The sequence below is a fragment of the Streptomyces sp. NBC_01116 genome, from assembly GCF_041435495.1.
Lineage (GTDB): Bacteria > Actinomycetota > Actinomycetes > Streptomycetales > Streptomycetaceae > Streptomyces.
Genome location: NZ_CP108644.1, coordinates 1,297,635 through 1,310,135 on the forward strand (window position 1 = coordinate 1,297,635; position 12,501 = coordinate 1,310,135).

Annotated in this window: 11 protein-coding genes; all 11 read right to left on the minus strand. The window is 70.9% G+C overall.

Going from position 1 to position 12,501, the window contains the following annotated elements; translation table 11 throughout:
• Window positions 1-200: 200 nt before the first annotated feature.
• Window positions 201-1,412, minus strand: a complete 1,212-nt coding sequence (gene coaBC / locus OG245_RS05430; protein ID WP_371622412.1) for a bifunctional phosphopantothenoylcysteine decarboxylase/phosphopantothenate--cysteine ligase CoaBC — start codon at window positions 1,410-1,412, stop codon at window positions 201-203.
• 148 nt (window positions 1,413-1,560) lie between these two features.
• Window positions 1,561-1,833, minus strand: coding sequence for a DNA-directed RNA polymerase subunit omega (rpoZ, locus tag OG245_RS05435; protein ID WP_003970369.1), 273 nt, complete (start codon window positions 1,831-1,833; stop codon window positions 1,561-1,563).
• A gap of 62 nt (window positions 1,834-1,895) precedes the next feature.
• Window positions 1,896-2,489: a guanylate kinase gene (gmk, locus tag OG245_RS05440; RefSeq protein WP_371622413.1), complete on the minus strand. Its 594-nt coding sequence runs from the start codon at window positions 2,487-2,489 to the stop codon at window positions 1,896-1,898.
• Window positions 2,490-2,527: 38 nt separating this feature from the next.
• On the minus strand, window positions 2,528-2,851 hold the full coding sequence (locus OG245_RS05445; protein WP_003970367.1) for an integration host factor: 324 nt from the start codon (window positions 2,849-2,851) through the stop codon (window positions 2,528-2,530).
• A 246-nt stretch (window positions 2,852-3,097) separates the two neighbouring features.
• The gene (pyrF, locus tag OG245_RS05450; RefSeq protein WP_371622414.1) at window positions 3,098-3,937 is read right to left on the minus strand and encodes an orotidine-5'-phosphate decarboxylase; all 840 of its coding nucleotides are present in this window, start codon (window positions 3,935-3,937) and stop codon (window positions 3,098-3,100) included.
• On the minus strand, window positions 3,934-5,046 hold the full coding sequence (locus tag OG245_RS05455) for a quinone-dependent dihydroorotate dehydrogenase (protein ID WP_371622415.1): 1,113 nt from the start codon (window positions 5,044-5,046) through the stop codon (window positions 3,934-3,936). The genes pyrF and OG245_RS05455 overlap by 4 nt, the downstream gene beginning before the upstream one ends.
• 94 nt (window positions 5,047-5,140) lie before the next feature.
• Window positions 5,141-8,449: a carbamoyl-phosphate synthase large subunit gene (carB, locus tag OG245_RS05460; RefSeq protein WP_371622416.1), complete on the minus strand. Its 3,309-nt coding sequence runs from the start codon at window positions 8,447-8,449 to the stop codon at window positions 5,141-5,143.
• Window positions 8,442-9,581 carry a glutamine-hydrolyzing carbamoyl-phosphate synthase small subunit gene (gene carA / locus OG245_RS05465; RefSeq protein WP_371622417.1) on the minus strand — a complete coding sequence of 380 codons (1,140 nt, stop codon included), beginning with the start codon at window positions 9,579-9,581 and terminating at the stop codon, window positions 8,442-8,444. The genes carB and carA overlap by 8 nt, the downstream gene beginning before the upstream one ends.
• Window positions 9,578-10,186 (minus strand): hypothetical protein, encoded by a 609-nt coding sequence (locus OG245_RS05470; protein ID WP_371622418.1) that lies wholly within the window; start codon window positions 10,184-10,186, stop codon window positions 9,578-9,580. The genes carA and OG245_RS05470 overlap by 4 nt, the downstream gene beginning before the upstream one ends.
• Complete coding sequence (locus OG245_RS05475) at window positions 10,183-11,469, minus strand: dihydroorotase (protein WP_371622419.1); 1,287 nt, start codon at window positions 11,467-11,469, stop codon at window positions 10,183-10,185. The genes OG245_RS05470 and OG245_RS05475 overlap by 4 nt, the downstream gene beginning before the upstream one ends.
• A 2-nt stretch (window positions 11,470-11,471) precedes the next feature.
• Window positions 11,472-12,458, minus strand: coding sequence for an aspartate carbamoyltransferase catalytic subunit (locus OG245_RS05480; protein ID WP_047175695.1), 987 nt, complete (start codon window positions 12,456-12,458; stop codon window positions 11,472-11,474).
• Between the last annotated feature and the right edge of the window lie 43 nt (window positions 12,459-12,501).

Sequence of the window (12,501 nt, forward strand, 5' to 3'; positions counted from 1 at the left end):
GATCATGGGTGGCACGTCCGAGAGCTGCGCTCGGCGCGTACCGTCGGCCAGTTTATCGGTCGCATCCGGCGAGCGGGGCAGGTGTCTCGCCCTTTGGGAGGTTCGTGACGTGCGCCACGCGGGTCACCAGTAGGACAATCCACCCTTCCCGACCTTCTTTTTGCGCGTTATGGGGTGATTTCGCTCGCCCGGAGGATTGATTATGAAATCGGCTGGAACCTTCCCGCGACCAGGTCCCAGACCGTGTCGGCGAGCGCTTCCTTGGGGCCGTACGGCACCGGCGTCTCCTGCCCGTCGGCGGCGAGGACGACCGCTTCGTTCTCCTCCGAACCGAAGGTCTTGCGCTCCCCCACCTCGTTGACCACGAGGAGGTCGCAGCCCTTGCGGCGGAGCTTCGCGCGGCCGTTGACCAGCACGTCGTCGGTCTCGGCGGCGAATCCGACCACGATCTGGCCCGGCCGGGCCCGCTCGCCGGAGACCTCGGCCAGGATGTCGGGGTTACGGACCAGGGTGACGGCGGGCGCCTCCTCGCCGTCCTTCTTCTTGATCTTGCCGGAGGCGTACACGGCGGGGCGGAAGTCGGCCACCGCGGCCGCCATCACGACGACGTCCGCGTCGGGGGCGGCCTTCAGCACGGCCTCGCGCAGCTGGACGGCCGTGCCGACGCGGAGGACATCGGCCCCGGACGGGTCGGGCAGCCCGGTGTTGGCCTCGATCAGGGTGACCCGCGCCCCCCGGGCCACGGCGGTGCGCGCCAGCGCGTATCCCTGCTTGCCGGAGGAGCGGTTGCCCAGAAAGCGCACCGGGTCGAGCGGCTCGCGCGTGCCGCCGGCGCTGATCACCACATGACGGCCCGCGAGGTCGGGCCCGGTGACCCCGCGCGCCAGCACCCGGCGGCAGACCTCGTAGATCTCGCCGGGGTCGGGGAGCCGGCCCTTGCCGGTGTCGACGCCGGTGAGCCGCCCGACAGCGGGCTCGATGACGACGGCTCCCCGGCGGCGCAGGGTGGCGACGTTCTCCTGGGTGGCCGGGTGCTCCCACATCTCGGTGTGCATGGCGGGGGCGAAGACCACCGGACAGCGGGCGGTCAGGAGGGTGTTGGTGAGCAGGTCGTCGGCGAGCCCGTGGGCGGCCTTGGCCAGCATGTCCGCGGTGGCCGGCGCGACCACCACGAGGTCGGCCTCCTGCCCGATCCGCACGTGCGGGACCTCGTGGACGTCGCTCCAGACCTCGTCGGAGACCGGGTGGCCGGAGAGCGCCGACCAGGTGGCGGCCCCCACGAAGTGCAGCGAGGCGGCGGTCGGGACGACCCGTACGTCGTGGCCGGACTCGGTCAGCCGGCGCAGCAGCTCGCACGCCTTGTAGGCGGCGATGCCCCCGCTGACCCCCAGGACCACCTTCGGCTTGTCCACTGCGTCTCCCCGCACTCGGCAACGTAAGGCAACGTGTGCGTCCCATGCTGCCTCACCGCGCGGAACGCGTTCACCCGGCCCCGGACACACCTCAGGCCCGGCGGACGGGCCGCCGGGCCTGGAGTGAAGGTGCTGTGGTGCTCCTGCGTTACTGCGCGGGGCCCTCGATGGCCTCGGAGGTCAGCAGGCCCGCGTTGATCTCGCGGAGTGCGATCGAGAGCGGCTTCTCGTGCACGTGGGTGTCGACGAGCGGACCGACGTACTCGAGGAGGCCTTCACCGAGCTGCGAGTAGTACGCGTTGATCTGACGGGCGCGCTTGGCCGCGTAGATCACCAGGCTGTACTTCGAGTCGGTGGCTTCGAGGAGCTCATCAATCGGCGGGTTGATGATGCCCTCGGGCGTGGTGATGGAAGAGGACACTCTCTGCCTTCCGAAGGGGATGTAGATCAAAGATCAACAGGATCTGACACGATCATGGAGATCTAGGCCTGAAGCATCAACGTTAGCAGCTCACGCGCCACGTCCTCGACGGAGGTGTTGACGAGCGTCGTATCGAACTCGGCCTCGGCGGCCAGTTCCACCTTCGCGGCGGCGAGCCGGCGCTCGATGACCTCGGGCGCCTCGGTGCCCCGGCCGGTGAGCCGGCGCACCAGCTCGTCCCAGCTCGGCGGGGCCAGGAAGACCAGCCGCGCGTCGCCCATCGACTGGCGGACCAGCCGGGCGCCCTGGAGGTCGATCTCCAGCAGGACCGGTTCACCGGCCTCCAGGCGGTCGAGCACGGCGCGGCGGGGCGTGCCGTAACGGTTGCCCGCGAACTCGGCCCACTCCAGCAGTTCGCCGTTGGCGACGAGCTTGTCGAACTCCTCGTCGTCCACGAAGAAGTAGTGCACACCGTTGCGCTCCCCGGGGCGCGGCTTGCGTGTCGTCGCCGACACGGAGAGCCAGACCTCGGGGTGCACGGTGCGCATATGAGCGACGACCGTGCTCTTGCCGACCCCTGAGGGGCCGGAGAGCACGGTCAGCCGCGGACGTACGTCCGGGGGTACGGGGGACGTCCCCCGGGATGTTGCAGCCATGGGGCGATTATCCCCGCTCTCAGGAGTGCCTGAGAACGTCAGGCGGGGCTGCCGCCGAACTCACGCTCCAGGGATGCGATCTGATTGGAGCCAAGACCCCTGACCCGGCGGCTCTCGGAGATGCCGAGACGCTCCATGATCTGCTTGGCGCGGACCTTGCCGACGCCCGGAAGGGATTCCAGCAGTGCGGAGACCTTCATCTTCCCGATGACGTCGTTCTCCTGGCCCTGCTTGATGACCTCGTGGAGGGAAGCGCCGGAGTGCTTGAGTCGATTCTTGACCTCGGCCCGCTCCCGGCGAGCCGCGGCGGCCTTTTCGAGCGCGGCTGCGCGCTGTTCAGGGGTAAGGGGCGGAAGAGCCACGCCTACGTCACCTCGGATGTCGATCTGTCGGATACGGACCGGCGGGGAAGCTGGACGCCACCCCACCAGGTGAGAGCCGAGCACACTGTGCTCGGCCGCTCTTCGACGGAGACTAGCGCCAAGGGCCGCTGTAGTCAGCGAGAACAGACGAAAAGTCCTGGTCAGCTGTGGCCGACCAGGATTTTCCCGACATATCGACCAGGTTTCTGGTCAGTAATTCGTCAACGCGCTGTAAACGTGTCAGGGTCAACTGCCGGATACGGCGCCGCGGACCTCGTCCGCGAACCGTTCGGCCGCTTCGCGCAGCCCGGACACGTCCGGGCCGTGGCGCAGCACGCCCCGGCTCACGCTGGGCACCACGTTGCCCACCGCCTCGCCGAACACCGCCGGAAGATCCGCCGGGGTCGCCCCCTGGGCGCCGATGCCGGGGGCGAGGAGCGGTCCGTTGATCGCCAGGTCCACCCCGGCGTCGCCGAGCGTCGCGCCGACCACCGCGCCGACCGAGCCGAGCGGAGCGGCCCCCGCGTTCTCGGCGGCCATGTGGTCGAGCATCAGCTGGGCGAGCGAGCGGCCGTCGGCCGCCGTGGCCCGCTGGACCTCGGCGCCCTCCGGGTTGGAGGTGAGGGCGAGGACGAAGACGCCCGCGCCGGACGCGGCGGCGGCGTCGAGTGCCGGGCGCAGCGAGCCGAAGCCCAGGTACGGGGAGACGGTGACCGCGTCCGAGAAGAGCGGCGAGTCCTGGTCCAGGTAGGTCGCCGCGTAGGCGCCCATGGTGGAGCCGATGTCGCCGCGCTTGGCGTCCATCAGGACGAGCGCCCCGGCGGACCGTGCCTCCGCGACGGCCTTCTCCAGGACGGCGACGCCGCGCGAGCCGAAGCGCTCGAAGAACGCGGACTGCGGCTTGAGGACGGCGACCCGGTCGGCCAGCGCCTCCACGACGGTCCGGGTGAAGCGCTCCAGGCCGGCGATGTCGTCGTCGAGGCCCCAGGAGGTGAGCAGGGAGGCGTGCGGGTCGATGCCGACGCAGAGCGGCCCGCGGGTGTCCATGGCACGGCGCAGCCGGGCGCCGAAGGGTTCGGGGGTCACAGGGCGGCCTTCTTCCGGGTCTCGGCGCCGACGGCCTCGGCGAGGGTGGCGTACGGGGAGGCGGCGAGCCGGGCGGCGAGGCCCTTGTGGATCGCGCGGGCGTAGCAGGGGCCTTCGTAGATGAAGGCGCTGTAGCCCTGGACGAGGGTGGCTCCGGCGAGGATGCGCTGCCAGGCGTCCTCCGCGTTCTCGACGCCCCCGACGCCCACCAGCGTGATCCGGTCCCCCACGCGGGCGTACAGGCGGCTCAGGACCTCCAGCGAGCGCTCCTTGAGCGGCGCGCCGGACAGTCCGCCGGTCTCCGCCACCAGGTCGCGGGCCGACCTCAGGCCCAGGCCCTCGCGGGCGATGGTGGTGTTGGTGGCGATGATGCCGTCCAGGCCCAGCTCCACGGCGAGGTCGGCGACGGCGTCGACGTCCTCGTCCGCGAGGTCCGGGGCGATCTTGACGAGCAGCGGGACGCGCCGGGTGGTGACGGTGCGGTCGGCGGCCTCGCGCACCGCGGTGAGCAGCGGGCGCAGCGACTCGGTGGCCTGGAGGTTGCGCAGGCCGGGGGTGTTGGGCGAGGAGACGTTGACGACCAGGTAGTCGGCGTGGCCGGCGAGGGCTTCGGTGGACTTCACGTAGTCGGCGGCGGCCTCGGCCTCCGGGACGGCCTTGGTCTTGCCGATGTTGACGCCGACCGTGGTGCGGAAGACGGGGTTGCGGGCGGCCAGACGGGCGGCGACGGCGGCGGAGCCCTCGTTGTTGAAGCCCATGCGGTTGATCAGCGCGCGGTCCGCGACCAGCCGGAAGAGGCGCTTCTTGGGGTTGCCGGGCTGCGGCTCGCCGGTGACGGTGCCGATCTCGATGTGGTCGAAGCCGAGCATCGCCATGCCGTCGATCGCGATCGCGTTCTTGTCGAAGCCGGCGGCGAGACCGAAGGGGCCGTGCATCCGCAGGCCGAGGGCCTCCGTGCGCAGCTCCTCGAAGCGCGGGGCGAGGGCGGCGGCGACGAAGGTGCGCAGGACCGGGACGCGGGCGGCGAGGCGGATCCAGCGGAAGGCGGCGTAGTGGGCCTGCTCGGGGTCCATCCGCTTGAAGACCAGCCGGAAGAAGAGCTTGTACATGGGGTGGTGTCCTTGGTGCTCGGTGGGCTCGACAGGGCTCGACGGGGCTCGCAAAGAGGGGGACACCGTTCGACGGTGTCCCCCTCTCCGGGCCCTAGTCGCGGGCCGCGATCAAGTGTTCCGCGTGTTCCTGGAGGGAACGGACCCCGACGTCGCCGTGGTTGAGGGCGTCGATGCCCTGGACGGCGGCGGCGAGCGCCTGGACCGTGGTCAGGCACGGTACGGCGCGGGCGACGGCCGCGGTGCGGATCTCGTAGCCGTCGAGCCGGCCGCCGGTGCCGTACGGCGTGTTGACGATGAGGTCGACCTCGCCGTCGTGGATGAGCTGGACGATGGTCTTCTCGCCGTTCGGGCCGGTGCCCTCGGACTGCTTGCGCACGACGGTGGCGTTGATGCCGTTGCGCTTGAGGACCTCGGCGGTGCCGGAGGTGGCCATCAGCTCGAAGCCGTGGGCGACCAGCTCGCGGGCCGGGAAGATCATCGAGCGCTTGTCGCGGTTGGCGACCGAGATGAACGCGCGGCCCTCGGTGGGCAGCGGGCCGTACGCGCCGGCCTGCGACTTGGCGTACGCCGTGCCGAAGACCGAGTCGATGCCCATGACCTCGCCGGTGGAGCGCATCTCCGGGCCGAGGACCGTGTCGACGCCCCGGCCGTGGATGTCGCGGAAGCGGGACCACGGCATCACGGCCTCCTTGACGGAGATCGGCGCGTCCAGCGGCAGGGTGCCGCCGTCTCCGGTCCTCGGCAGCAGGCCCTCCGCGCGCAGCTCGGCGATGGTCGCGCCCAGCGAGATGCGGGCGGCGGCCTTGGCGAGCGGTACGGCGGTCGCCTTGGAGGTGAAGGGGACCGTGCGGGAGGCGCGCGGGTTGGCCTCCAGGACGTAGAGGATGTCGCCGGAGAGCGCGAACTGGATGTTGATCAGTCCGAGCACGCCGACACCCTTGGCGATGCCCTCGGTGGAGGCGCGCAGCCGCTTGATGTCGTAGCCGCCGAGGGTGATCGGGGGCAGGGCGCAGGCCGAGTCGCCGGAGTGGATGCCGGCCTCCTCGATGTGCTCCATGACGCCGCCGAGGTACAGCTCGGTGCCGTCGTAGAGGGCGTCCACGTCGATCTCGATGGCGTCGTCGAGGAAGCGGTCGACCAGGACCGGCCGGGTGGGGCTGATCTCGGTGGACTCGGAGATGTACGAGGCGAGGCGCGTCTCGTCGTACACGATCTCCATGCCGCGCCCGCCGAGCACGTAGCTCGGGCGGACCAGGACCGGGTAGCCGATCTCGTCGGCGATGGCCTTGGCCTCGCCGAAGGTGGTGGCGGTGCCGTGCTTGGGCGCGGGCAGTCCGGCCTCGGCCAGGACCCGGCCGAAGGCGCCGCGGTCCTCGGCGGCGTGGATGGCCTCCGGGGAGGTGCCGACGACGGGCACGCCGTTGTCCTTGAGCGCCTGCGAGAGGCCGAGCGGGGTCTGGCCGCCGAGCTGCACGATGACACCGGCGATCGGGCCCGCCAGCGATTCGGCGTGCACGATCTCCAGGACGTCCTCCAGGGTGAGCGGCTCGAAGTAGAGCCGGTCGGAGGTGTCGTAGTCGGTGGAGACGGTCTCCGGGTTGCAGTTGACCATGACGGTCTCGTAGCCCGCGTCGCTCAGGGCGAAGGAGGCGTGCACACAGGAGTAGTCGAACTCGATGCCCTGGCCGATGCGGTTGGGCCCCGAGCCGAGGATGATCACGGCCGGCTTGGTGCGGCTCGCGACCTCGCTCTCCTCGTCGTAGGAGGAGTAGAAGTACGGCGTGTTCGCGGCGAACTCGGCGGCGCAGGTGTCGACCGTCTTGTAGACCGGGCGGATGCCGAGCGCGTGCCGGACCTCGCGGACGACGTCCTCGCGCAGCCCGCGGATCTCGCCGATCTGGGCGTCGGAGAAGCCGTGCCGCTTGGCCTCGGCGATCAGGTCGGCGTCCAGGCGTTCGGCGGAGGCCAGCTCGTCGGCGATCTCCTTGATCAGGAAGAGCTGGTCGACGAACCAGGGGTCGATCTTCGTGGAGTCGAAGACCTCCTCCTGGGTGGCTCCGGCCCGGATCGCCTGCATGACGGTGTTGATGCGGCCGTCGGTGGGGCGGACCGCTTCCGCGAGCAGCTCGGCCTTGTCGCCGACCGGGCCGGTGAAGGCGAACTGCGAGCCCTTCTTCTCCAGGGAGCGCAGGGCCTTCTGGAGGGCCTCGGTGAAGTTCCGGCCGATCGCCATGGCCTCGCCCACCGACTTCATGGTGGTGGTGAGGGTGGAGTCGGCGGAGGGGAACTTCTCGAAGGCGAAGCGCGGGGCCTTGACGACGACGTAGTCGAGGGTCGGCTCGAAGGAGGCCGGCGTCTTCTCGGTGATGTCGTTGGGGATCTCGTCCAGGGTGTAGCCGACGGCCAGCTTGGCGGCGATCTTGGCGATCGGGAAGCCGGTGGCCTTGGAGGCGAGCGCCGAGGAGCGGGAGACGCGCGGGTTCATCTCGATGACGATGACCCGGCCGTCGGTGGGGTCGATGGCGAACTGGATGTTGCAGCCGCCGGTGTCGACGCCGACCTCGCGGATGATCGCGATGCCGACGTCGCGCAGCCGCTGGTACTCGCGGTCGGTGAGCGTCATCGCCGGGGCGACGGTGATGGAGTCGCCGGTGTGGACGCCCATCGGGTCGAAGTTCTCGATGGAGCAGACGACCACGACGTTGTCGTTCCGGTCGCGCATCAGCTCCAGCTCGTACTCCTTCCAGCCGAGGATGGACTCCTCCAGGAGGACCTCGGTGGTCGGGGAGAGCGTGAGGCCCTGTCCGGCGATGCGGCGCAGCTCCTCCTCGTCGTGGGCGAAGCCGGAGCCGGCGCCGCCCATGGTGAAGGAGGGGCGGACGACGACGGGGTAGCCGCCGAGGGTGTCGACGCCGGCGATGACGTCGTCCATGGTGTGGCAGATGACGGAGCGGGCGGACTCGCCGTATCCGATCTTCTGCTTGACGGCCTCGACGACGCCCTTGAAGAGGTCGCGGTCCTCGCCCTTGTTGATCGCCTCGACGTTGGCGCCGATCAGCTCGACGCCGTACTTCTCCAGGACACCGTTCTCGTGCATGGAGATCGCGGTGTTCAGCGCGGTCTGGCCGCCGAGGGTGGGCAGGAGCGCGTCGGGGCGCTCCTTGGCGATGATCTTCTCGACGAACTCGGGGGTGATCGGCTCGACGTAGGTGGCGTCGGCGATCTCCGGGTCGGTCATGATCGTCGCCGGGTTGGAGTTCACCAGGATGACGCGCAGGCCCTCGGCCTTGAGGACGCGGCAGGCCTGGGTGCCGGAGTAGTCGAACTCGGCGGCCTGGCCGATGACGATCGGACCGGAGCCGATGACCAGGACGGACTGGATATCGGAGCGCTTAGGCACGCTGGCCCTCCATCAGGGAAACGAAGCGGTCGAAGAGGTACGCGGCGTCGTGCGGGCCCGCGGCCGCCTCGGGGTGGTACTGGACGCTGAAGGCGGGCCGGTCCAGGAGCTGGAGTCCCTCGACCACCTGGTCGTTCAGGCAGACGTGGGAGACCTCGGCGCGGCCGAACTCCGTGTCGGAGACCTTGTCCAGCGGGGCGTCGACGGCGAAGCCGTGGTTGTGCGCGGTGACCTCGACCTTGCCGGTGGTGCGGTCCTGCACCGGCTGGTTGATGCCGCGGTGGCCGTACTTCAGCTTGTAGGTGCCGAAGCCGAGCGCGCGGCCGAGGATCTGGTTGCCGAAGCAGATGCCGAAGAGCGGCGTGGACCGCTCCAGGACGCCGCGCATGAGGGCGACCGGGTGGTCGGCGGTGGACGGGTCGCCGGGGCCGTTGGAGAAGAAGACGCCGTCGGGCCGGACCGCGTACACCTCTTCCAGGGTGGCGGTGGCGGGCAGCACGTGCACCTCGATGCCGCGTTCGGCCATCCGGTGCGGGGTCATGCCCTTGATGCCGAGGTCGATCGCGGCGACGGTGAACTTCTTCGTGCCGATCGCGGGGACGACGTACGCCTCCTTGGTGGCGACCTCGGCGGAGAGGTCGGCGCCGGTCATCTCGGGGGCCTGGCGGACCCGGGCGAGGAGCGTGCCCTCGTCGGGGATCGCGTGGCCGGAGAAGATCCCGACGCGCATCGCGCCGCGCTCGCGCAGGTGGCGGGTGAGGGCGCGGGTGTCGACGCCGCTGATGCCGACGACGCCCTGCGCCGCCAGCTCCTCGTCCAGCGAGCGCTGCGAGCGCCAGTTGGAGGGCTTGCGGGCGGGGTCGCGGACGACGTAGCCGGAGACCCAGATGCGGCCGGACTCGGGGTCCTCGTCGTTCACGCCGGTGTTGCCGACGTGCGGGGCCGTCATGACGACGACCTGGCGGTGGTACGAGGGGTCGGTCAGCGTCTCCTGGTAGCCGGTCATGCCGGTGGAGAACACCGCTTCGCCGAAGGTCTCCCCCACGGCCCCGTAGGCACGGCCGCGGAAGGCGCGACCGTCCTCCAGGACGAGTACGGCGGGGGTCTGGGCCCCCCGGGTGGAGATCGTCATCGTGCGGTGCCTTCCGTAGTGGTGCTGGTGAGTTCGGTGGTGGCCGGTGCGCCGGTGAGCCGGCTGACGGCGTCGACCCAGGCCTGGTGCTCGGCGGCGTGGTCGGAGCGGAAGCCGGAGTCGATCAGCGTCTCGCCGTGCGCCCAGGTGATGATCAGCAGGCCGCCCTCGGGGAGGACCTTGCCCGCGAGCGCCTTGTCGAGGCGGGCCTCGCGCAGGGCGTCGGCCGGGATGAAGAAGTCGGCCGCGCCGGGGCGTACGACGTCCAGGCCGCGGGCGGTGAGCGTGAGCTCGGTGCGGCTGCGGGTGCCGAGGCCGTGCGCGACGATCCGGTCGAGCCACTGTCCGGCGGTGGTGGAGGCGTGGTAGCGCCCCTGAAGCGTCAGCAGCGTCTCGTCGTCGGCGAAGCCCTCGGGAGTGGCCGGGAGCTCCGGCAGGTCCGACTGGAGGCTGGCGCGCCACTTCCAGCCCTGGCGCATCAGCCAGTAGACGAGGGCGATGAAGACGAACAGGCCGATCACCCACGCGATGCGGGCGGCCCAGTCCGTCACTTCCGCCGACTTCTGCTCGGCGGCCAGGTGGTACAGGGGGGTCAGAGTTGTCACGCGAGCTTCCCGTCGACGACCGTGGCACGGCCCCGCAGGAAGGTGTGGGTGACGCGGCCCGGCAGCTCACGGCCCTCGTAGGGGGTGTTGCGGCTGCGGGACGCGAAGCCCGCGGGGTCCACGGCTCCACGGTATGCCGGATCGACCAGCGTGAGGTTGGCGGGCTCACCCGCCGAGACGGGGCGGCCGTGTCCTTCGAGCCGTCCGATGGCCGCGGGGCGGAAGGACATGCGGTCGGCGACGCCCGCCCAGTCCATCAGGCCGGTGTCCACCATCGTCTGCTGGACGACCGAGAGCGCGGTCTCCAGGCCCACCATGCCCATGGCGGCCGCGGCCCACTCGCAGTCCTTGTCCTCGTGCGGGTGCGGGGCGTGGTCGGTGGCGACGCAGTCGATCGTGCCGTCGGCGAGCGCCTCGCGCAGGGCCAGCACGTCGGCCTCGGTGCGCAGCGGCGGGTTCACCTTGTAGACCGGGTTGTAGGTGCGGACCAGCTCGTCGGTGAGGAGGAGGTGGTGCGGGGTGACCTCGGCGGTGACGTCCCAGCCCTTGGACTTGGCCCAGCGGACGATCTCCACGGAGCCGGCGGTGGAGAGGTGGCAGATGTGGACGCGGGAGCCGACGTGGGCGGCGAGGAGGACGTCGCGGGCGATGATCGACTCCTCGGCGACGGCGGGCCAGCCGCCGAGCCCGAGTTCGGCGGAGACGATGCCCTCGTTCATCTGGGCGCCCTCGGTGAGGCGGGGCTCCTGGGCGTGCTGGGCGACGACGCCGTCGAAGGCCTTCACGTACTCCAGGGCGCGGCGCATGATCACCGCGTCGTCGACGCACTTGCCGTCGTCGGAGAAGACCTTCACCCCGGCGGCGGAGTCGTGCATCGCGCCGAGCTCGGCGAGCTGCTTGCCCTCCAGGCCGACGGTGACGGCGCCCACGGGCTGCACGTCGCAGTAGCCGGACTCCTTGCCGAGGCGCCAGACCTGCTCGACGACGCCGGCGGTGTCGGCGACGGGGAAGGTGTTGGCCATCGCGTGCACGGCGGTGAAGCCGCCGACGGCCGCGGCCCTGGTGCCGGTGAGGACGGTCTCGGAGTCCTCGCGGCCGGGCTCGCGCAGGTGGGTGTGCAGGTCGACCAGGCCGGGCAGCAGGATCTGTCCCTCGGCCTCGATCACGGTGGCGCCGGCGGCGTCGAGGCCGGTGCCGACCTCGGTGACGGTCTCGCCGTCGATCAGTACGTCCCCGGGCTCGCCGCCGAGGATCCGCGCGCCGCGAATAAGGATCTTGCTCATGGTTACTTGTTCTCCTCGGTACGGGCGGGGGCGGCGGACAGTGCGGTGTCGGAGCCGCCGAGCAGCAGGTAGAGCACGGCCATGCGGATGGAGACCCCGTTGGCGACCTGCTCGACGACCGTGCAGCGGTCGGAGTCGGCGACCTCGGCGGTGATCTCCATGCCGCGGACCATCGGGCCGGGGTGCATGACGATGGCGTGCTCGGGCATCTTCGCCATGCGCTCGCCGTCCAGGCCGTAGCGGCGGGAGTACTCGCGCTCGGTCGGGAAGTACGCGGCGTTCATCCGTTCACGCTGCACACGCAGCATCATCACCGCGTCCGACTTCGCCAGCACGTCGTCGAGGCTGTAGCTGACGTCGCAGGGCCACTTCTCGACGCCGACGGGGACCAGGGTCGGCGGGGCCACCAGGGTGACGTGCGCGCCGAGCGTGGTGAGCAGGTGGACGTTGGAGCGGGCGACGCGGCTGTGCAGGATGTCGCCGACGATCGTGATGCGGCGGCCGTCCAGGTCGCGGCCGAGCCCGGCGTCGGCGCCGACGAGCCGGCGGCGCATCGTGAAGGCGTCCAGCAGGGCCTGGGTGGGGTGCTCGTGGGTGCCGTCCCCGGCGTTGACCACGGCCCCGTCGATCCAGCCGGAGGTGGCGAGCCGGTAGGGGGCTCCGGAGGCGCCGTGCCGGATGACGACGGCGTCGGCGCCCATCGCCTCCAGGGTCAGCGCGGTGTCCTTCAGGGACTCGCCCTTGGAGACGGACGAGCCCTTGGCGGAGAAGTTGATGACGTCGGCGGACAGCCGCTTGGCGGCCGCCTCGAAGGAGATGCGGGTGCGGGTCGAGTCCTCGAAGAAGAGGTTGACGACGGTACGGCCGCGGAGGGTGGGGAGCTTCTTGATCGGCCGGTCCGCGACCCGGGCCATCTCCTCGGCGGTGTCGAGGATCAGGACGGCGTCGTCGCGGGTGAGGTCGGCGGCCGAGATGAGGTGACGCTTCATCTGGGGGTTCTCCGGGTTGCTGGAGGGAGTTTCAGGCATGCGG